The following is a 20,562-nucleotide window of genomic DNA, read 5'->3' as shown; positions in this document are numbered from 1 at the left end:
CGTTCGGTTACGACAACAACGTCGTCTATGCTTAGGCTGCACTAACTTACCAACCTCGGCTTGCCGACACGGAGGTCCCCCTTGAGCAACGCACCCTCGGGTACGGACGCGCTGACGCGTGGACGTATTCGCACCGACATCGCGGAGGTGCTCGAAATTTCCGCAGACGACCTGGACGATTCGGCGAATCTGCTCGACGAGGGTTTGGACTCGGTCCGTGTCATGACGTTGGTCGAGCGGTGGCGTGAAAGCGGAGCGCAGGTCGATCTCGTGGACCTCGTCTCCGACCCGACCGTCGAGGCGTGGGCCGACATCCTCGACGCGAACCGAGGTTCTTCCCACCGCGTGTCGCGGTAGCATCGGCGTCGTGAGCGCACAGAACGTCTTCGCGGCCCGTGGTGTGCTGCGCGTTCTCGTCTACAGCGACGACAAGTCGGTGCGCTCGGCGTTGACCTCCGGCCTGGGCACGAAGCTCGATGCACGCCTGCCCGAGTTGGAATACGTAGAGGTCGCCACCGCGCCCATCGTGTTCCGGCATCTGGACGCCGGTGACGTCGATCTGGCAATTCTGGACGGCGAGGCCGTTCCCGTAGGCGGTTTGGGCGTCGCCAAACAGGCACGTGACGAGATAGACCCCTGTCCTCCGCTCATCGTGATCACCGGCCGGGCCGACGACGCCTGGCTCGGATCCTGGTCGAGGGCGGATGCGGTGGTGCCGCGGCCGATCGATCCGATTCGTCTCGCACAAACCATCGTCGATCTGCTCTCCGGCGCCGAATCCGAGCCGGAATCTACTTAGGGTCTCCTACTCCAGATACCCGCCCTCCCAAAGAAACTGGCCCTTCGAGCAGCGGCGACGCGCTCGCCTTCTGCGGTCGTGACACATCCCAACGCGCCTTGTGTGTCGACTCCTCACCCTGTGCACACTTCGGCGGTACTGTGTGTGTTGCAACTCACAAGTGTGTGAGTTGCACGCCTGAAGAATCAGGGAGCAGGACATGAGCCGAGTCCGGACACGCGGGCGAGGGGAGGTCGTACGGCATGAACGTCTACGTTCCGATTCTCGTCCTCGGCTGCATCGCCGCGGCGTTCGCAGTGTTCTCGGTGCTCGTCGCGTCGCTGGTCGGACCGAAGAGGTACAACCGAGCGAAATTGGACGCCTACGAATGCGGCATCGAACCGATGTCGCAGCCCGGCATCGGTCAACGATTTCCGGTGAAGTACTACCTCACCGCGATGCTCTTCATCATCTTCGACATCGAGATCGTCTTCCTCTATCCCTGGGCGGTTCACTTCGACGCCCTCGGTGTGTTCGGTCTCGCCGCGATGGCTCTCTTCGTCTTCAACGTTTCTGTGGCGTACGCATACGAATGGCGTCGGGGTGGTCTGAGTTGGGACTGACAGTCCCAACAGGCCTCGGCGGCGGAGAACCGATCCGAACAGGGAGATGAAGCGGCGTGGGTCTCGAGGAGAAGTTGCCGAGTGGCTTTCTGCTGAGCACCGTCGAAGAGGTGGCGGGGTACGCGCGTAAGGGGTCGCTGTGGCCCGCGTCCTTCGGACTCGCGTGCTGCGCAATCGAGATGATGTCCACGGTGTCCGGGCGTTACGACATCGCCCGGTTCGGTATGGAACCTTTCCGTGGTTCACCGCGGCAAGCCGATCTCATGATCGTCGCCGGCCGCGTGAGTCAGAAGATGGCACCAGTCCTGAGGCAGATCTACGACCAGATGGCCGAGCCGAAATGGGTGCTGGCCATGGGCGTGTGTGCGTCGTCGGGCGGGATGTTCAACAACTACGCGATCGTGCAGGGCGTCGATCACGTCGTGCCCGTCGACATCTATCTTCCCGGGTGTCCACCGCGCCCGGAAATGCTGCTCAACGCGATCATCACTCTGCACGAGAAGATCTCGAACATGCCGCTGGGTGCCAACCGCGAAGAAGCGATCACCGCAGCCGAGCAGGCCGCACTGTCCTCCCCCACCCTCATGGAGACGAGGGGTCTGCTGAAATGACAGAGCGCGCCGGTGAATCCATCGGAATCCGCAAAGGTCTCTTCGGTGCCAGCGGATCGGGTGACACGTCGGGTTACGGCGGGTTCACCAAGAGGGTGACCCTGCCCGGAGGCACGCCACGTCCCTACGGCAGCGGCTTCGACGAGATCGTGGATTCGCTCGAAAGTGCCCTGGAACAGAGCGGTGTTCGGTACGAGGATGCTGTCGAACGAGTCGTGGTGTTCCGCGGCGAGCTGACCTTGGACATTCGCAGGGAATATCTCCTCGTGGTTGCCGCGGCGATGCGCAACGCGCCCGACCTGCGATTCGAACTGTGCCTCGGGGTCAGTGGAGTTCACTTTCCCGGTGACGCCGACGGCGAACTGCACGCCGTGTACCCGCTGGTGTCGATCACCCATGGTCGTCGAGTTCGCCTCGAGGTGTCCACGCCCGACGCAGACCCGCACATTCCGTCGCTGTGCCGCATCTACCCGACCAACGACTGGCACGAACGGGAGGCGTACGACTTCTTCGGAATCGTGTTCGACGGACATCCGGCGCTGACCCGTATCCAGATGCCGGACGACTGGGAGGGCCACCCGCAACGTAAGGACTACCCACTGGGTGGTGTGCCTGTCGAGTACAAGGGTGCGCAGGTGCCGCCACCGGACGAAAGGCGGGGGTACTACTGATGATGCACACGGTATCGGGCCAGGACTGGGACGAGATCATCCAGGCGGCCAAGGAATCCGGCGACGAGCGAATAGTCGTCAACATGGGTCCGCAGCACCCGTCGACACACGGGGTGCTGCGCTTGATTCTCGAGATCGAAGGAGAGACCGTCACCGAGGCACGGTGCGGCATCGGCTATCTGCACACCGGCATCGAGAAGAACCTCGAGTACCGCAATTGGACGCAGGGCGTCACCTTCGTCACGAGAATGGATTACCTCTCACCGTTCTTCAACGAGGCCGCGTACTGCCTGGGCGTCGAGAAACTGCTCGACATCACCGAGGAAATACCCGAGCGCGCCAGCGTGATTCGAGTGATGCTCATGGAGCTCAACCGCATCTCGTCGCACCTGGTCGCACTGGCAACCGGTGGCATGGAACTCGGCGCGGTCACGGCGATGCTCTTCGGGTTCCGCGAACGCGAACTGGTACTCGACGTGTTCGAGGAGATCACCGGTCTCCGAATGAATCATGCCTACATCCGTCCCGGTGGATTGGTGCAGGACCTTCCCTCCGGCGCGATCAAGAAGGTTCGTGAGCTGCTCGACCTCCTCCCGAAGCGACTGCAGGACATGGAGGATCTGCTCAACGACAACTACATCTGGAAGGCGCGCACCCAGGGTATCGGCTACCTCGACCTCACCGGATGCATGGCCTTGGGGGTTACCGGGCCGGTTCTGCGCTCCACCGGACTGCCTTACGACCTCCGCAAGTCCGATCCCTACTGTGGATACGAGAACTACGAGTTCGACGTGTCGACCGACTCCACGTGTGATGCCTACGGCCGCTACCTGATACGGGTCGACGAGATGAAGCAGGCGATCAAGATCGTCGAACAATGTCTCGACAAGTTGCGGCCCGGCCCGGTGATGATCGACGACAAGAAGCTCGGCTGGCCCGCCGAACTCAGCGTCGGACCCGACGGGCTGGGAACCTCTCAGGAGCACGTCGACCAGATCATGAACACGTCCATGGAATCGCTGATCCACCACTTCAAGCTGGTCACCGAGGGCTTCCGAGTTCCGCCAGGTCAGGTGTACGTGGGTGTCGAGTCGCCCCGGGGTGAGCTCGGGGTTCACATGGTGAGCGACGGCGGAACCCGCCCGTACCGGGTGCACTACCGGGATCCGTCCTTCACCAATCTTCAAGCAGTGGCAGCGATGTGCGAGGGCGGGATGGTCGCAGACGTGATCGCGGCCGTCGCCAGTATCGATCCGGTGATGGGTGGTGTGGACAGGTGACCAGCGAACCGGTATTCATCGAGTTCGGCCCCGTATCGCAAGGATTGCCGCTACCCGCACGCGACGATGCGCCTCGCTCGTACTCCGAAGACGTCGCTGCACGGTTGCGTGCGGACGCCGATCAGATCATGGGTCGGTACCCGAACACCCGCTCGGCGCTCCTGCCCCTACTGCATCTGGTGCAGGCCGAGGACGGCTACATGACCCCCGCCGGCGTGGCGTTCTGCGCCGATCGACTGGGGCTCACCGCGGCGGAGGTCGCGGCGGTGGCGACCTTCTACTCGATGTACCGTCGCGAACCCACCGGCGAGTATCTGGTGGGAGTCTGCACCAACACCCTGTGCGCCATCATGGGTGGGGACGCGATTCTCGCCGCGCTGGAAGACCATCTGGGTGTCGAAGACGGTGAGACGACCGCAGACGGGAAGGTCACCGTCGAGCACATCGAATGCAACGCGGCCTGCGACTTCGCTCCCGTGGTGATGGTCAACTGGGAGTTCTTCGACAACCGCACGCCGGAGTCGGCGCGCACACTCGTGGACGACCTGCGGAGCGGACAATCCGTCACGCCTACCCGTGGCGCAACCCTCTGCACGTTCAAGGAGACGGCTCGCATACTGGCCGGCTTCCCCGATCGCCGTCCCGGCGCCTCGGACACGGAAGTTCGTCCACAGACGATCGCTGGTCTCCGAGTTGCGCAAGAGCGGGCCATGACCGCACCCAAGATCCCCGAGATCGGGCGCGGCGCCGTGAATCCGGGCGGTGAGTGACGTGCCGTTGACGCCGGTGCTCAGCCGCTACTGGGACGAACCTCGTTCGTGGACAATGGAAACGTACGTCCGGCACGACGGCTACCAGGGCTTGCGCACCGCCCTCACCCGACCGCCGGAAGACGTGATCCAGACCGTGAAGGACGCCGGACTTCGCGGCCGAGGCGGTGCGGGATTCCCGACCGGCCTCAAGTGGTCCTTCATTCCGCAGGGCAAGGACGGTCAGGGCGACACCAAACCCCATTACCTCGTGGTCAATGCCGACGAATCCGAACCGGGGACGTGCAAGGACATGCCACTGATGATGGCGACTCCGCACGCACTTCTCGAGGGAATCATCATCGCGTCCTATGCGATTCGGGCGCACCGAGCCTTCATCTACGTTCGCGGCGAAGTGGTTCCCGTGCTGCGGCGCCTGCAGACGGCCGTCGAGGAGGCTTACGCAGCCGGTTACCTCGGTACCGACATTCTCGGCAGCGGCTTCGACCTGGAAGTCGTGGTGCATGCCGGTGCCGGTGCCTACATCTGCGGCGAGGAGACAGCACTTCTGGACTCTCTCGAAGGTCGAAGAGGCCAGCCGCGTCTGCGCCCGCCGTTCCCCGCGGTGGAGGGCCTGTACGCCAGCCCGACCGTGGTCAACAATGTGGAGTCGATCGCCAGCGTTCCCTCGATCATGCTCAACGGAATCGACTGGTTCCGGTCGATGGGGTCGGAGAAGTCGCCCGGATTCACGCTGTACTCGCTGTCGGGTCATGTGCGCTCGCCAGGGCAATACGAAGCGCCACTGGGCATCACGCTCCGTGAGCTACTCGGCTACGCGGGCGGAGTCCGTATCGGGCACCAGTTGAAGTTCTGGACGCCGGGAGGGTCGTCGACTCCGATTCTCACCGACCAGCACCTCGACGTCCCACTCGACTACGAGGGTGTGAGCGGGGCAGGATCCATGTTGGGAACCAAGGCCCTTCAGATCTTCGACGAGACGACGTGTGTGGTGCGGGCGGTGCTCAGGTGGAGTGAGTTCTACGCCCACGAATCCTGCGGCAAGTGCACGCCGTGCCGAGAAGGCACGTACTGGCTGGTGCAGATTCTGCGGCGGCTCGAGCGCGGCGAGGGCACGGAAGCCGATCTCGACAAGCTTCTCGACATTTCGGAGAACATCTTCGGTCGAGCATTCTGTGCCTTGGGTGACGGCGCGGTCAGCCCGATCGTCTCCTCTCTCGAATACTTCCGGGACGAATATCTGGAGCACTTCCGACATGGCGGATGCCCGTTCGACCCGCACCGTTCCACTCTGATGGCAGGGGTGCAGCAGATATGACAGGTACCGAACGCGGCGCGAACCGGTCGAGCGAAAAGCTCCTGACCGCGACGATCGACGGGATCGACGTCCACGTCCCCGTAGGAACGCTGGTGATCCGGGCGGCCGAGGCTGTGGGAGTGCAGATCCCGCGATTCTGCGATCATCCGCTTCTCGATCCGGTCGGTGCCTGTCGACAGTGCCTCGTGGAGGTGGAAGGACAACGCAAGCCACTCGCCTCGTGTACCACCGTGGTGACCGATGGAATGGTGGTCAACACCCAACAGACCTCCCCCGTCGCAGAGAAGGCACAGCGAGGCGTGATGGAGCTGTTGCTCATCAATCACCCTCTCGATTGCCCGGTGTGCGACAAAGGCGGTGAGTGCCCGCTGCAGAACCAGGCGATGTCCAGTGGGCAGGCCGACTCTCGCTTCGAGGGCGTGAAACGTACCTTCCCCAAGCCGATTCCGCTGTCTTCGCAGGTACTGCTCGACCGTGAACGCTGTGTTCTGTGCGCGCGGTGCACGCGGTTCTCGGAGCAGATTGCGGGTGACCCCTTCATCGAGTTACTCGACCGCGGAGCGCTCCAACAGGTCGGAATCTACGGAGACGAGTTCGAGTCGTACTTCTCCGGGAACACCGTCCAAGCGTGTCCTGTCGGCGCGCTGACGGGTGCGACGTATCGCTTCCGGGCCCGCCCGTTCGATCTCGTGTCGAGCCCGAGCGTGTGCGAGCACTGCGCGAGCGGGTGTGCTCAGCGGACCGACCACCGTCGCGGCACGGTGCTTCGACGACTGGCCGGCGACGACCCGCAGGTCAACGAGGAATGGAACTGCGACAAGGGTCGTTGGGCGTTCGCCTATGCAACCGAGCGCGACCGGATCACGACACCGTTGGTGCGGAGGCCGGGCGGCGAGCTCGAAGCGGTATCCTGGCCGGAGGCGCTCGCCGTGGCGGCCGAAGGACTGGCCGGTAAGCGCGTGGGCGTGCTGGTCGGCGGACGGTCCACCGTGGAGGACGCGTACGCCTATGCCAAGTTCGCCCGGGTCGTACTGGGAACCAACGACATCGACTTCCGCTCGCGTCCCCACAGCGAAGAAGAAGCCGACTTCCTCGCCACACATATTGCGGGTCGTCTGCTCACGGTCACTTACGCGGACCTCGAGCGCGCCCCGACGGTGCTCCTCGCGGGATTCGAGCCAGAAGAAGAGTCGCCCATCGTCTTTCTCCGGTTGCGCAAGGCGGCCCGCAAGAAGGGTCTGAAGGTCCTCTCCGTGGCCCCGTATGCGTCCAGGGGTCTGCAGAAGATGTCGGGAACCCTGCTCCAGGCAGTGCCGGGAGCCGAGGCGCGGGTTCTCGATGCGCTTCGCGATGACAGTCGTCTACGACAGCCGGGTGCGGTGATCATGGTCGGTGAGCGGTTGGCCACGGTTCCCGGTGCACTGTCCGCCGCTGTAGCGCTCTCCGAAGAGACCAGTGCCCGTCTGGCATGGGTGCCGAGAAGGGCCGGTGATCGAGGGGCCGTCGAGGTAGGCGCGCTACCGAACCTGCTCCCCGGTGGTCGACCTGTCGGCGACCCCGCCGCACGCGCCCAGGTCGAGGGCCGGTGGGGCGGTACCGCTGTCCCCGACGCTCCCGGACGCGACGGAGAGGCAATTCTCGCGTCCGCTCGCGCCGGCGAGCTCGACGCTTTGCTGGTGGGAGCGGTCGACCCGGCCGACCTCGCGGACCCGACCCAGGCGAACGCCGCTGTGGAAGCGGCAGGATTCGTCGTAAGCCTGGAACTGCGGCATTCGGCAGTCACCGACCGTGCCGACGTCGTGTTTCCGGTCGCACCCGTAGCCGAGAAGTCGGGCACGTTCGTCGACTGGGAAGGGCGACCTCGCGAGTTCGATACCGCCCTCCGTGACACCGGCGCGATGCCCGACCTGCGGGTACTCGACGTGCTGGCTCAGCGAATGGGCGTGACCCTCGGACTGCCGGATGCCGATGCAGTGCGGGACGAGTTGGGCGCGTTCGGAAGTTTCGAGAGCGCGGACGTTCCCATGCGCAGGCGGGAGGGCGCGCGAGCCGTCACTCCCGGTGACGGCGAAGCAATCCTCGCGGCCTGGCGGATGCTCCTCGACTCGGGAAGCCTGCAGGCCGGGGAACCCAACCTCGCCGGAACCGCGCGGACACCCGTGGCGCGCGTATCTGCCGAGACCGCTCAGCGTGTCGGAGTGCACCAGGGTGAGCCACTGACGGTTCACACCGAACGCGGCGCCATCACGCTGCCGCTCGAGATCTCCGAGATCCCCGACTCCGTGGTCTGGCTGCCGACCAACTCGCCCGGCAGCACGGTGCACGCCTCGCTCGGTGTCGTCGCGGGCGCGGTCGTCGGCATTCGGCCGGGAACGCTGGGGGTGGTCTCGTGAATCCGGCCGTCCACTACGACCTCGCTGCGCCCTACGACCTCACCGCCTTCGGGCACGACCCGTGGTGGCTCGTGCTGCTGAAGGCCATCGGCATCTTCGCGTTCCTCGTACTCACCGTCCTCGTGGCGATCTACGCCGAACGCAAAGTACTGGCGTGGATGCAGATGCGGGTCGGGCCCAACAGGCTGGGACCGGCGGGCATCCTCCAAAGCCTCGCCGACGGAATCAAGTTGGCACTGAAGGAGGGAATCACTCCCGCCGGTATCGACAAGCCGATCTATATCTTGGCGCCGGTAATCGCTGTTGTCCCGGCGATCATGGCGTTCGCGGTGATTCCGTTCGGGCCGGGAGTGTCCATCTTCGGAACACGAACGCCGTTGCAGCTCACCGACCTTCCCGTCGCCGTGCTCTACATCCTCGCCGTCACTTCGGTCGGGGTGTACGGGATCGTGCTGGCCGGCTGGTCCTCCGGGTCCACCTACCCGCTGCTGGGCGGACTGCGTTCCACCGCACAGGTCATCTCGTACGAAGTCGCGATGGGTCTGACCTTCGCCGCGGTATTCCTGTATGCGAGCACGATGTCGACTTCCGGCATAGTCGCTGCGCAGGAGGGTATCTGGTACGTATTCCTGCTCCTGCCCTCGTTCGTGATCTACGTGACGTCCATGGTGGGTGAAACCAACCGGGCGCCGTTCGACCTGCCCGAGGCCGAAGGTGAGCTCGTCGGCGGCTTCCACACCGAGTACTCCTCGCTTCGCTTCGCGATGTTCATGCTCGCCGAGTACGTCAATATGGTGACGGTCTCCGCCCTGGCCACGACGATGTTCCTCGGCGGGTGGAGCGCACCGTGGCCGCTGAGCATGTGGGATGGCGCAAACTCCGGTTGGTGGCCGCTGCTGTGGTTCGTGGTGAAGGTGTGGGGGTTCCTCTTCTTCTTCGTGTGGTTGCGGGCGACCCTGCCGCGGTTGCGCTACGACCAGTTCATGAATCTCGGTTGGAAGGTGCTGATTCCGGCCGCACTGGTATGGGTGATGGTGGTCGCCGGTATCCGGGCGCTCCGCAACGAGGGCTTCGAGTTCCATCACCTGGCGCTCGTCGTGGCCGGGATCGTGGTGACACTCTTGGTCCTCGTCATGGTGCGCAAAGTGATCGGGCCGGCGAAGGCGAATGCGCGTTCTGCCTCACCCCCGGATTCCCCGCCTTTCGATTCCCCGCCTTTCGATCCAATGGCCGGCGGCTTCCCGGTGCCGCCGCTACCCGGACAGCTCGTCTCCTCGAAGGAGGGCAACGATGCCTGAGTTTCTCGGTCCCGTGGCAGGTTTCGGCGTCACGTTCAAGACCATGTTCAAGAAACCGAACACCGAGCAGTACCCGGAAGAGAAGGTGGCGACTGCCCAGCGGTTTCACGGCCGTCACCAGTTGAACCGATACGAGAACGGCCTCGAGAAGTGCATCGGGTGCGAGTTGTGCGCGTGGGCGTGTCCCGCTGACGCCATCTACGTCGAGGGCGCGGACAACACCGAAGAGGAGCGCTACTCCCCGGGCGAGCGATACGGCCGGGTCTATCAGATCAACTACCTGCGGTGCATCGGCTGCGGGTTGTGCATCGAGGCCTGCCCGACGCGGGCGCTGACCATGACCAACGATTACGAGATGGTCGACGACAATCGGGCCGGTCTGATCTACGACAAGGACCGCCTGTTGGTGCCCCCCGACGAGCCCCCCACCTCTGACGACCCGGGGCCCCCTGAGTCCGGCGGTGAGGAACTTTGACGTCGGCCGTGTGGGTGCCCGGTTCGGAGGCGGTGTTTGCCGCCGCACAGACGTCCACCGGTGAAGCAGTTCAGTTCTGGGTGCTCGGCGTCGTTGCGGTGCTCGGCGCGCTCGGCGTCGTATGTGCGACGAAAGCCGTGTACTCGGCACTTTTCCTGGCAACGACCATGATCGTTCTCGCGGTCTTCTACATCGCCCAGGGCGCTCTGTTTCTCGGAGTGGTCCAGATCGTCGTGTACACGGGCGCGGTGATGATGCTCTTCCTCTTCGTGCTGATGCTGATCGGTGTGGACTCGTCGGAGTCGCTGGTCGAGACGCTGAAGGGGCAGCGTATCGCCGCGATAGTGGCCGGTATCGGCTTCGGCGTACTTCTCATTGCGGGCCTCGGCAACGTGGCGGTGCTGTGGGATCGCTCGCCCGGCGCCGAGTTGTCGACGGCGGGTGAGTCCGGAGTGGAAGGCCTCGCCGATCTGATCTTCGTTCGCTACGTGTGGGCGTTCGAACTCACCGGCGCACTGTTGATCACCGCAACTCTCGGCGCGATGGTCCTTGCTCACCGAGAACGGTTCCAACGGCGTAAGACTCAGCGCGAGATGTCGGAGGAGCGCTTCCGCGACTGGGCCGACTCCGAATCCGGGCCACCGGTCACGTCGTTGCCCAGTTCCGGCGTGTATGCGCGGCACAACGCGGTGGACGTGCCTGCCCGCCTCGCCGACGGCTCGTACTCGGCGCTCTCGGTCAACCGCCTGCTGTCCCCCGCGGATCCGGATGAAAAGGGGGACAAGTCATGAATCCCGAGAACTACCTCTACCTGTCCGCCCTCCTGTTCACGACCGGTGGCGTGGGGGTTCTGCTCCGGCGCAACGCCATCGTGGTGTTCATGTGTATCGAGCTGATGCTCAACGCGGCGAACCTCGCATTCGTCACCTTCGCCCGGATGCACGCGAATCTCGACGGTCAGATCTTCGCCTTCTTCACGATGGTGGTGGCTGCGGCGGAGGTCGTCGTCGGCCTCGCGATCATCATGACCATCTTCCGAGCCCGCAAGTCGGCTTCGGTCGACGACACCAACCTGTTGAAGTACTGACGTGGACGGGAGATGACAGTGCTCGTGGATACGCTCTGGCTGCTTCCTGCGCTACCGCTCGTCGGCGCCCTAGTGCTGCTTCTCTCGGGTAGGCGTAGCGACCCTTGGGGGCATCTGCTTGGCTGCGCGCTCGCCCTCGCGTCCTTCGTCTTCGCCGCAGCGCAGTTCGTACACATGCTGGGGGCGTCGACCGAAGACCGGACCGTGAACCAGACTCTGTTCACTTGGGTTCCGGTGGCAGATCTGCAGGTCGATTTCGGATTGCAACTGGATCAGCTGTCGGTGTGCTTCGCGCTGCTGATCACCGGAGTGGGTTCGCTCATCCACATCTACTCGGTCGGATACATGCGAGACGATCCCGGCCGTAGACGATTCTTCGCCTATCTCAACCTGTTTCTGGCGGCGATGCTGCTCCTCGTTCTGGCCGACAACTTCCTCGGGTTGTACCTGGGCTGGGAAGGCGTGGGCCTGGCGTCCTACCTGCTGATCGGGTTCTGGCAACACAAGCCCACCGCAGCGACAGCAGCGAAGAAGGCGTTCGTCGTCAACCGGGTCGGCGACATCGGCCTGGTGATCGCGCTCATGATCATGTTCGCGACTTTCGGCTCCTTCGACTTCGACACCGTGTTCGGTGGTGCCGACACTGTGAGCGAGGGCACGCTCACGGCGATCGGCCTGATGCTGCTGCTCGCGGCGTGCGCAAAGTCGGCGCAGGTGCCGCTGCAGTCCTGGCTCGGCGACGCGATGGAGGGCCCCACCCCGGTATCGGCGCTCATTCACGCAGCGACGATGGTCACGGCAGGTGTCTACCTGATCGTGCGGTCCGGCGCGATCTTCGACGCGGCCCCGGCCGCGCAGGTGGCAGTCGTGATCGTCGGCACGGTCACGCTGCTCTTCGGAGCGATCATCGGCTGTGCGAAGGACGACATCAAGAAGGCGCTGGCCGCGTCGACCATGAGCCAGATCGGATACATGGTGTTGGCCGCCGGACTCGGACCGGCCGGGTACGCCTTCGCGATCATGCATCTCCTGACGCACGGCTTCTTCAAGGCCGGGCTCTTTCTCGGAGCGGGTTCGGTGATGCACGGCATGAACGACGAGACCGACATGCGCCGTTTCGGCGGGCTGCGCACATTCATGCCGATCACGTTCGTGACGTTCGGGCTCGGCTATCTGGCGATCATCGGGATACCCCCGTTCGCCGGCTTCTTCTCGAAGGACAAGATCATCGAGGCGGCATTCGCCTCCGGAGGGGATTCCGGGATCGTGCTCGGATGCGCCGCACTGTTCGGTGCCGGCCTCACCGCGTTCTACATGACGCGCGTGATGCTGATGACGTTCTTCGGTGAACGCCGTTGGCGAGAGGACGTGCATCCGCACGAATCTCCCGGGAGCATGACCTGGCCGATGATCTTGCTCGCGATCGGTTCCGTCGCTGCAGGTGCCCTGCTGGCTTTCGGTGGTGCGCTACAGCATTGGCTGGAACCGGTGGTCGGCGAACATCACGAGGAACTCGGTGTGCCGGTGTGGGTGATCACTGTCGTGACCCTCGCGGTGGTGCTCGTCGGTGTCGGCGTCGCCTACCGAACCTATGCACGCAGCCCCGACAGCATTCCTGTCGAAGCACCACAGGACGTGTCGATACTGACCACAGCGGCCCGTCGGGACCTGTACGGAGACAAGGTGAACGAGGAGGTGTTCATGCGTCCGGGTCGTACGTTGGCGCGATCCATGGTCGTCGCCGACGACCGTGTGATCGACGGTGCGGTCGACGGTGTGGCCGGATCCGTCGGGGTGCTCTCCGGTAGCTTCCGGCGGATGCAAACCGGGTTCGTCCGGTCCTACGCCCTGTTCATGCTGGTGGGTGCGGCGCTGCTGGTCGGTGCCATGATGGCGGTGAGGCTGCTGTGAGCACCTTTCCGTGGTTGAGCGTCCTGTGGCTGTTGCCCCTGGTCGGTGCCGTGGCCGTCATGCTGCTCCCGGCCGGCAACGGGCGGGCGGCGAAGTGGCTTGCGCTGGCGGTATCCGTAGGCGTTCTCGGATGTGCGGTGGTTCTGGCCATCGGGTTCGACTCCGGCGGGGATCAATATCAGTTCGTCGAGTCGCATTCCTGGATACCGGCGTTCGGCACTCGCTACATTCTCGGCCTGGATGGAATCGCGCTGAGCTTGGTGTTGCTCACCGCCTTCCTTGCACCATTACTGCTGGCAGCGGGGTGGAACGACGTTCGAGACGACGCCCGCCCCAGATCAATACATACGTACGTTGCGTTGATTCTCGTGGTCGAGTCGATGGTGCTCATGTCCTTCGTGGCCCTCGACGTGTTCCTCTTCTACATCTTCTTCGAGGCCATGTTGATCCCGATGTACTTCCTCATCGGTGGATTCGGCCCGAAGAAGAGTGCCGCACGGTCCGCGGCTGCTCTGAAGTTTCTTCTGTACAACCTGTTCGGTGGGCTGATCATGCTCGTCGCGGTGATCGGTCTGTACGTAGTCACAGCGGGCTCGGGCAGCCCGTTCGACGGCGGCACGTTCGACTTCCGCGCGATCGTCGCCGCCGTGTCCTCGGGTGAACTCACGATCGACGCACCAATTGCCAAGGCACTGTTCCTCGGCTTCATGTTCGCATTCGCGGTGAAAGCCCCGCTGTGGCCGTTTCATACGTGGCTGCCAGGTGCCGCAGTGGAAGCGACACCGGCGAGTGCGGTGCTGATGATGGCCGTCGTCGACAAGGTGGGCACGTTCGCGATGTTGCGGTACTGCCTGCAGTTGTTCCCGGACGCAGCGTCCTACTTCGCGCCCGTGGTGATCACACTCGCGGTGATCGGAATCGTGTACGGAGCGATGTGTGCCATTGCCCAGACCGACATGATGCGCCTCATCGCGTACACCTCGATCTCCCACTTCGGCTTCATCATCCTCGGAATCTTCGTGATGACGTCCCAAGGTCAAGTGGGTTCCACGCTGTACATGGTCAATCACGGACTGTCCACCGCGGCGCTGTTCCTGATCGCAGGTTTCCTCGTGTCACGCACGGGAACTCGATTGATCGCCGAGCACGGTGGTGTGCAGAAGGTCGCGCCCGTCCTGGCCGGTACGTTCCTCGTGGCCGGACTGGCCACCCTGTCGCTGCCCGGGCTGGCACCGTTCATCAGCGAGTTCCTCGTACTGATCGGGTCGTACACGCAGTATCCGGTTGCCGCGGTGATCGCCACCAGCGCACTGGTGCTCTCCGCCGTCTACATCCTCTGGCTCTACCAACGAGTCATGGGCGGCCCGGAGCGGACGAAGCGGATACCCGATCTGGTTCGGCGTGAGGTCGCTGTCGTGGCGCCCCTCATCGTTCTGCTGATCTTCCTGGGGATGTACCCCAAACCCGCGCTGGACGTGATCACGCCCGCGGTCGACTCGATCGTCGACGTCGATCGGCCGGCGGAAGGAGTTGCGCAACCATGAACGCGCCGAGTATCGAATACGGTGTCCTCGCTCCGATGCTGATCGTGTTCGGGGCCGCCGTCGTGAGCGTGATCATCGAGGCGTTCCTGTCCGAGGCCGTTCGATTCGCTGCCCAGATGATCATCGGAATCTTGGGTCTTGCAGCGTCATTCGTTGCGGTCGTGGTCCTCGCGGGGAGCCTGGGTGACGGCGGCGGGCAGCTCGCGGCTCTCGGCTCGGTGGTGATCGACGGGCCCGCCCTGTTCCTGCAAGGCACGATCCTGTTGATTTCCATCGCAGCCCTGGTCTTGGTGGCAGAGCGCGGCGGCATCGCAGCCAAGGAGGACGTACCCGGACTGGACGCCTTCACTCCGCAGGCGTCGGCCGTCCCCGGAAGCGTGGCGGAGCGTGAGGCGACGCGGCTCGGAATTCGTCAGACCGAGGTCTTCCCGCTGGCACTGCTCGCGGTCGCCGGAATGCTGCTTTTCCCGGCGTCGGGAGATCTGCTGACGATGTTCGTTGCCCTCGAGGTCTTTTCGCTTCCGCTGTACCTGCTGTGTGGCCTTGCCCGTCGCCGCCGGTTGCTCTCGCAGGAAGCCGCGCTCAAGTATTTCCTTCTCGGCGCCTTCTCGTCGGCGTTCTTTCTGTACGGAACCGCACTGCTGTACGGCTACTCCGGAACCACCGACCTCACCGGCATCGGCGACGCTATCGCGCGGGAGCCGGAGGGCCCGGTGCTCGTACTCACCGGAACCGCACTGCTGTCTGTGGGATTGCTCTTCAAAGTCGGTGCCGTTCCGTTTCACTCCTGGATCCCCGACGTATACCAGGGTGCGCCCACCCCGATCACGGCATTCATGTCAGCCGCCACCAAGGTGGCGGCCTTCGGGGCGATGTTGCGCATCTTCTCGGTCGCCCTGCCTGACCTGAAAGACGACTGGCGACCCATGCTGTGGGCGGTCGCCATACTCACGATGGCGGTCGGAGCGATCCTCGCGGTCACGCAGACCGACGTGAAGCGAATGCTCGCGTACTCCTCGGTCGCGCACGTCGGTTTCGTGCTCACCGGTGTGATCGCTGCCAACCGAGAAGGTATTGTGGCAACGCTCTTCTACCTGGTGGCTTACGGTTTCACGGCTCTCGGCGCTTTCGCCATCGTGGGACTGGTTCGCGACGGCGACGGTGAGGTGTCGGACATCGATCGCTGGGCAGGTGTGGGCCGCAGGTCACCCGTGTTCGGAACCGTTTTCGCGGTATTCCTTCTCGCAATGGCGGGTATTCCGTTGACCAGCGGGTTCGTCGCCAAGTTCGACGTATTTCAGGCCACGGTCGAGGGCGGAGCGGTGCCCTTGGTGATCGTCGGGGTGCTGAGCAGTGCGATCGCCGCCTTCTTCTACGTGCGGGTGATCGTCCTGATGTTCTTCTCCGAGCCGACCGGCGGTGAGCCGGACGTGGTCACGCCCGGTGCCGGCACGATCGGCGCGATCGGATTCGCGGTGGCCGTGACAGTGGCGCTCGGCGTCTGGCCGCAGCCGCTCCTGAACCTTGCCGACAATGCGGCAGTCTTCTTCCGCTGATCTCGCGCCGCGGTCACCCTCCAGCGTGCCTTGGGTGAACGTCAGGTGGCCGGTCCTGAAGCTCGCCGGCAATGCGACCGTATTGTTTCGATGACTTCTTTTGTCGCTTCGACCTGCACCGACGCCGGTTACCCAGCGGTAGAACGCTATTCGGATCAATTTCGGTGCTGACTGTTCCACGTATCTCGAGTACGGTGGCCCCACCCGCCGAGTCGGGAGATTCGGTCAGGGGCACGAGTGTTCGATGACAGGCAACATTTTCAGGAGTCGGACTCGAATCGAGATTCGACGAGAGAGGTGTAATCCGTATGAAGAACGTTCGACGCGCACTGACAGCAACGACCATGGCCCTCGGCCTCGCCGCAGCAGGCGGTGCGACCGCCCTCGCTCAGCCCTCCGGTTCCCTCGGAGGCGACGGCGGAGACATCAAGCTTTCGCAAGGAGAAACCGCGGTCCCCGGTGGCTGCGCCGTGGAGGTCGAGAACATCGGCAGTGAAACGGCGGAGGGCGTCTCCGTGAAGAGCCCACTCGGCTTCTCCGACGAGCTGGGCGACATCGAGGCCGGTCAGTCCGCCACGGCCGAATTCATCGACTGCGAAAGTTTCCCCTTCCCGATTCCGTTCTACGGAACGACCACCAACGGTGACGCGAACCTGCTCGACAACTTCGTGATCGTCGATCAGAATGCGGCACCCGAAGACGACGTCCAGACCACCGAGCCCGAAACGGACGGCCAGTCGGACGGAGCCGCTGACGATAGCCAGACCGCCGAGCAGCCCGAGACCGAAGGCCAGTCGGGTGAAGCCACCGACGGAGCCGAGTAGGCGAGAATGCTGATCCACTGATCAGCAGGAAACTCACAGACTCCTTCCAGGAGCGTCGCAGGCTGGGGCTCGAACCTGGCATGCATGACGACGAACTCCCTCACCCACCCCTCGGACACAGAGCCGAGGGGTGGGTCTGTCGAGGTCACGGCCGTTCTCGATGTGGTCGTACCCGTGTACAACGAAGAAGCCGGGATCGAGCGATGCGTTCGCACGCTTCGGAGACATCTCGACGACAACGTCCCCTACTCCGCGTGCATCACGATCGCCGACAATGCCAGCATCGACGGCACGCGCGCCATCTCCGATCGTTTGGCCGCCGAGTTGGACGGTGTGCATGTCGTGCACCTCGACGAGAAGGGGCGCGGCCGCGCCTTGAGCGCAGTGTGGCGGGCCTCGGGCTCCGAGGTCGTCGCATACATGGACGTCGATCTGTCGACGGATTTGAACGCGTTGATGCCGTTGGTGGCGCCGCTGCTGTCCGGGCATTCGCACATCGCGATCGGTTCTCGGCTCGCACGATCGTCTCGCGTGCTGCGGGGCCCGAAGCGGGAGTTCATCTCCCGTAGCTACAACCTGATTCTCCGTGGCACCTTGCGGGCACACTTCTCCGATGCCCAGTGTGGATTCAAGGCCATGCGGACAGACGTCGCGCGCACCCTGCTGCCCCTCGTCGAGGACACCGGCTGGTTCTTCGACACCGAACTCCTGGTGCTTGCCGAACGTGCCGGGCTTCGTATCCACGAAGTTCCGGTCGACTGGGTAGACGACCCGGACAGTCGAGTCGACATCGTGGCGACTGCCGTCGTCGATCTCGAAGGAATCTGGCGAGTCGGGCGTGCGCTCGCGACCGGATCGCTCCCACTCGGGACGCTGCGTGCGGGGTTCGCCCGCGAACCCGTCATTCACGGTGTGCCACAGGTTCACGGTGTGCCACAGGGGATGCTCGGCCAGATTCTTCGATTCGGCGCCGTCGGTATGGCTTCGACCGTCGCGTACGCCTTGCTGTACCTGCTCTTCCAGCCGGCGATGGGCTCCCAATGGGCCAATGCGTCAGCGCTGCTCGTGACGGCAGTCTTCAACACGACCGCGAACCGAGCCTTCACCTTCGGGGTGCGGGGCAGGGAAGATGCCGCACGGCATCAGCTTCAGGGGCTACTCGTATTCGCCTTCGGCTTGCTGCTGACCAGCAGCTCGCTGTTTCTCCTGCACGCCGGCGCCCCCTCGGCATCCAAGAACATCGAACTGATCGTCCTCGTGATGGCCAATCTCGTTGCCACACTTACTCGTTTCGTCGCCCTTCGCTGGGTGTTCCGCAGTTCCCGTACCGAAGGAGCCTCCTCGTGACCGCCGTTCTCGAACACCCGGGCCACAGCGCGCCTCGCTCCACATCTCGGCGACTCTGGGAGCCGTGGGCGCTCGCCGCCCTGCTCGTCGGAACCGCAATCGCCTACATCTGGGGACTTGGCGCCTCGGGCTGGGCGAACTCCTTCTATTCTGCTGCAGTACAGGCAGGTTCGGTGTCGTGGGAGGCCTTCTTCTTCGGATCCTCCGACGCCGCCAACTCGATCACCGTCGACAAGCCGCCGGCATCCCTGTGGCTGATGGCGCTTTCTGCGCGAATCTTCGGGTTCAGTAGCTGGTCTATGCTCGTCCCCCAGGCACTGCTCGGAGTCGCGTCGGTAGCGACGCTGTACGCAACTGTGAAGCGGAGTTTCGGCGCCTCCGCAGGCCTGCTGGCGGGTCTCGTCCTCGCGCTTACTCCCATTGCGGCTCTGATGTTCCGGTTCAACAATCCCGATGCGTTGCTCGTCGCGCTGATGATTGCCGCAGTATGGGCGACGCTTCGCGCAGTCGAGGACGGACGTACGCGATGGATGGTCCTGACCGGTGTGTTCGTGGGTGTGGGATTCCTGACCAAGCAGCTTCAAGTGATGTTGGTCGTGCCACCACTGGCGCTGACGTACCTGTACGCCGGCCCGCCGAAGTTCGGTAAGAGGCTGGCTCAGTGCTTCGCTGCGCTGGGGGCAATGATCGTCTCGGCGGGCTGGTGGCTCCTGGCGGTGGAGCTGTGGCCGTCCACCTCGCGGCCGTGGATCGGTGGCTCGCAGAACAATTCGATCCTCGAACTCACCCTCGGCTACAACGGGCTGGGGCGACTCAACGGTGAGGAGACCGGCAGCGTCGTGCCGGGCGGTGGTGACATGCCAGGCGGTATGCCTGGTGGAGGCGGCAGCATGTGGGGCAGCACCGGAATCACGCGGATCTTCGAGTCGGCGCAAGGGGGCCAGATCGCCTGGTTGATACCTGCTGCACTGATTCTGCTCGTCGCCGGTATCGCATTGCGCGGCAAGGTGACCAGAACCGATCCGAAGCGTGCTGCATTCACGGTGTGGGGTCTGTGGCTGGTGATCACCGGGCTGACCTTCAGCTTCATGGCGGGAATCTTTCACGCCTACTACACGGTGGCGCTCGCCCCCGCTGTGGCTGCGCTCGTGGGGATGGGCGCGGTGAGCCTGTGGCGTAGGAGGGAGCTGATCTGGGTCCGGGCCACCATGTCCGTAGTCGTCGTCGCCACCGCGGTGACCGCCTGGGTTCTTCTCGATCGGACCCCCGATTTCGCTCCGTGGGTGAAGTGGCTCGTGGTGGTGACAGCCGCGGTCGCAGCAGTAGGCGTGTGGGTTCGCAGCCGTGGAACAGTTACTGCGGTGGTCGCCGGTGCCGCGATCGTGTCGGCTCTCGCCGGTCCTGCGGCGTACGCGGCGGACACGGTCGCCACGCCGCACATGGGGTCCATCGTGTCTGCCGGTCCCGAAGTTGCCGGGGGGTTCGGTGGTCCCGGAGGAGCGCATCCGGGCGGCCGTCCGGGAGCAGTCGGGCCGGATGGTGGACCAGGCGGTCCCGGCGGTCCCGACGGTGCGCAGATGCCGGACGGCGGACCGGGCATGGCCGGCCGTGCCGGCGGCGGCCTACTTTCCGGGAGTACCCCGGGGGACGCGATCGTGACCCTGCTGGAGTCGAACGCAGACGAATACACGTGGGTTGCGGCGGCGGTGGGATCGAACAGTGCCTCGGGGTATCAGTTGGCGACCGGCGAACCGGTCATGCCGCTCGGCGGATTCAACGGCAGTGATCCGTCGCCCACGCTCGAGCAGTTTCAGCAGTACGTAACCGACGGAGAGATCCACTACTTCGTCTCGGGCGGAAGTGGTGGGGGTGGCGGTATGGGATCAGACGGCACAACGTCGCAGATCTCCACCTGGGTTCAGGAGAATTTCACGGCCGTCACAGTGGACGGGGTGACCGTGTACGACCTGACGACATGATTCGATCGACCCGACCGCGTTCTGTCCGGTATGTCCGTAAAATGGGTTCGCCCGTCGGCCGGATCGGCAAACCTGATACGTGGGTTCCGGGGTGTTG

At 64.1% G+C, this 20,562-nt stretch carries 19 protein-coding genes; all 19 read left to right on the top strand.

The window, feature by feature from the left end; all coding sequences use genetic code 11:
• Positions 1-81: 81 nt before the first annotated feature.
• Positions 82-357: a phosphopantetheine-binding protein gene (locus tag ACZI8R_RS03960; protein ID WP_463378279.1), complete on the top strand. Its 276-nt coding sequence runs from the start codon at positions 82-84 to the stop codon at positions 355-357.
• Positions 358-367: 10 nt separating this feature from the next.
• Positions 368-799: a DNA-binding transcriptional response regulator gene (locus ACZI8R_RS03955; RefSeq protein ID WP_463378278.1), complete on the top strand. Its 432-nt coding sequence runs from the start codon at positions 368-370 to the stop codon at positions 797-799.
• Positions 800-1,041: 242 nt separating this feature from the next.
• Positions 1,042-1,401, top strand: a complete 360-nt coding sequence (locus ACZI8R_RS03950) for an NADH-quinone oxidoreductase subunit A (RefSeq protein WP_463378277.1) — start codon at positions 1,042-1,044, stop codon at positions 1,399-1,401.
• A 56-nt stretch (positions 1,402-1,457) separates the two neighbouring features.
• Positions 1,458-2,012, top strand: coding sequence for a NuoB/complex I 20 kDa subunit family protein (locus tag ACZI8R_RS03945; RefSeq protein ID WP_463378276.1), 555 nt, complete (start codon positions 1,458-1,460; stop codon positions 2,010-2,012).
• Positions 2,009-2,683, top strand: coding sequence for an NADH-quinone oxidoreductase subunit C (locus tag ACZI8R_RS03940; protein ID WP_463378275.1), 675 nt, complete (start codon positions 2,009-2,011; stop codon positions 2,681-2,683). Before ACZI8R_RS03945 ends, ACZI8R_RS03940 begins: the two co-directional genes overlap by 4 nt.
• Complete coding sequence (gene nuoD, locus ACZI8R_RS03935; protein ID WP_463378274.1) at positions 2,683-3,963, top strand: NADH dehydrogenase (quinone) subunit D; 1,281 nt, start codon at positions 2,683-2,685, stop codon at positions 3,961-3,963. The genes ACZI8R_RS03940 and nuoD overlap by 1 nt, the downstream gene beginning before the upstream one ends.
• Positions 3,960-4,733 carry an NADH-quinone oxidoreductase subunit NuoE gene (nuoE, locus tag ACZI8R_RS03930; RefSeq protein ID WP_463378273.1) on the top strand — a complete coding sequence of 258 codons (774 nt, stop codon included), beginning with the start codon at positions 3,960-3,962 and terminating at the stop codon, positions 4,731-4,733. Before nuoD ends, nuoE begins: the two co-directional genes overlap by 4 nt.
• A gap of 1 nt (position 4,734) precedes the next feature.
• Positions 4,735-6,051, top strand: coding sequence for an NADH-quinone oxidoreductase subunit NuoF (gene nuoF, locus ACZI8R_RS03925; protein ID WP_463378272.1), 1,317 nt, complete (start codon positions 4,735-4,737; stop codon positions 6,049-6,051).
• Positions 6,048-8,444, top strand: coding sequence for an NADH-quinone oxidoreductase subunit G (locus ACZI8R_RS03920; protein ID WP_463378271.1), 2,397 nt, complete (start codon positions 6,048-6,050; stop codon positions 8,442-8,444). Before nuoF ends, ACZI8R_RS03920 begins: the two co-directional genes overlap by 4 nt.
• A complete protein-coding gene (gene nuoH / locus ACZI8R_RS03915) occupies positions 8,441-9,742 on the top strand; it encodes an NADH-quinone oxidoreductase subunit NuoH (protein WP_463378270.1) in 1,302 nt (433 codons plus the stop codon). The genes ACZI8R_RS03920 and nuoH overlap by 4 nt, the downstream gene beginning before the upstream one ends.
• Positions 9,735-10,217 (top strand): NADH-quinone oxidoreductase subunit NuoI, encoded by a 483-nt coding sequence (gene nuoI / locus ACZI8R_RS03910; protein WP_463378269.1) that lies wholly within the window; start codon positions 9,735-9,737, stop codon positions 10,215-10,217. The genes nuoH and nuoI overlap by 8 nt, the downstream gene beginning before the upstream one ends.
• Positions 10,214-11,008, top strand: coding sequence for an NADH-quinone oxidoreductase subunit J (locus tag ACZI8R_RS03905; RefSeq protein WP_463378268.1), 795 nt, complete (start codon positions 10,214-10,216; stop codon positions 11,006-11,008). The genes nuoI and ACZI8R_RS03905 overlap by 4 nt, the downstream gene beginning before the upstream one ends.
• On the top strand, positions 11,005-11,304 hold the full coding sequence (gene nuoK / locus ACZI8R_RS03900; RefSeq protein ID WP_463378267.1) for an NADH-quinone oxidoreductase subunit NuoK: 300 nt from the start codon (positions 11,005-11,007) through the stop codon (positions 11,302-11,304). The genes ACZI8R_RS03905 and nuoK overlap by 4 nt, the downstream gene beginning before the upstream one ends.
• Before the next feature lie 12 nt (positions 11,305-11,316).
• Positions 11,317-13,215 (top strand): NADH-quinone oxidoreductase subunit L, encoded by a 1,899-nt coding sequence (gene nuoL, locus ACZI8R_RS03895; protein ID WP_463378266.1) that lies wholly within the window; start codon positions 11,317-11,319, stop codon positions 13,213-13,215.
• Positions 13,212-14,759, top strand: a complete 1,548-nt coding sequence (locus tag ACZI8R_RS03890) for an NADH-quinone oxidoreductase subunit M (protein WP_463378265.1) — start codon at positions 13,212-13,214, stop codon at positions 14,757-14,759. Before nuoL ends, ACZI8R_RS03890 begins: the two co-directional genes overlap by 4 nt.
• Positions 14,756-16,315, top strand: a complete 1,560-nt coding sequence (gene nuoN, locus ACZI8R_RS03885) for an NADH-quinone oxidoreductase subunit NuoN (protein WP_463378264.1) — start codon at positions 14,756-14,758, stop codon at positions 16,313-16,315. Before ACZI8R_RS03890 ends, nuoN begins: the two co-directional genes overlap by 4 nt.
• Positions 16,316-16,623: 308 nt before the next feature.
• Positions 16,624-17,139: a COG1361 family protein gene (locus ACZI8R_RS03880; RefSeq protein ID WP_463378263.1), complete on the top strand. Its 516-nt coding sequence runs from the start codon at positions 16,624-16,626 to the stop codon at positions 17,137-17,139.
• A gap of 84 nt (positions 17,140-17,223) precedes the next feature.
• Positions 17,224-18,486, top strand: a complete 1,263-nt coding sequence (locus ACZI8R_RS03875; protein WP_463378262.1) for a bifunctional glycosyltransferase family 2/GtrA family protein — start codon at positions 17,224-17,226, stop codon at positions 18,484-18,486.
• Positions 18,483-20,465 (top strand): glycosyltransferase family 39 protein, encoded by a 1,983-nt coding sequence (locus tag ACZI8R_RS03870; protein WP_463378261.1) that lies wholly within the window; start codon positions 18,483-18,485, stop codon positions 20,463-20,465. Before ACZI8R_RS03875 ends, ACZI8R_RS03870 begins: the two co-directional genes overlap by 4 nt.
• The last annotated feature ends 97 nt before the right edge of the window (positions 20,466-20,562 follow it).

The organism is Rhodococcus huquni, from assembly GCF_055231055.1.
Note: the sequence above shows the minus strand (reverse complement) of the source record. Positions and strands in the feature narration are given on the sequence as shown.

Coding starts and splice junctions, on each gene's coding strand:
- ACZI8R_RS03880 (WP_463378263.1), top strand. CDS start 16,624: ATGAAGAACGTTCGACGCGCACTGACAGCAACGACCATGGCCCTCGGC.
- nuoN (WP_463378264.1), top strand. CDS start 14,756: ATGAACGCGCCGAGTATCGAATACGGTGTCCTCGCTCCGATGCTGATC.
- ACZI8R_RS03920 (WP_463378271.1), top strand. CDS start 6,048: ATGACAGGTACCGAACGCGGCGCGAACCGGTCGAGCGAAAAGCTCCTG.
- nuoK (WP_463378267.1), top strand. CDS start 11,005: ATGAATCCCGAGAACTACCTCTACCTGTCCGCCCTCCTGTTCACGACC.
- nuoL (WP_463378266.1), top strand. CDS start 11,317: ATGACAGTGCTCGTGGATACGCTCTGGCTGCTTCCTGCGCTACCGCTC.
- ACZI8R_RS03940 (WP_463378275.1), top strand. CDS start 2,009: ATGACAGAGCGCGCCGGTGAATCCATCGGAATCCGCAAAGGTCTCTTC.
- nuoD (WP_463378274.1), top strand. CDS start 2,683: ATGATGCACACGGTATCGGGCCAGGACTGGGACGAGATCATCCAGGCG.
- ACZI8R_RS03875 (WP_463378262.1), top strand. CDS start 17,224: ATGACGACGAACTCCCTCACCCACCCCTCGGACACAGAGCCGAGGGGT.
- nuoI (WP_463378269.1), top strand. CDS start 9,735: ATGCCTGAGTTTCTCGGTCCCGTGGCAGGTTTCGGCGTCACGTTCAAG.
- ACZI8R_RS03950 (WP_463378277.1), top strand. CDS start 1,042: ATGAACGTCTACGTTCCGATTCTCGTCCTCGGCTGCATCGCCGCGGCG.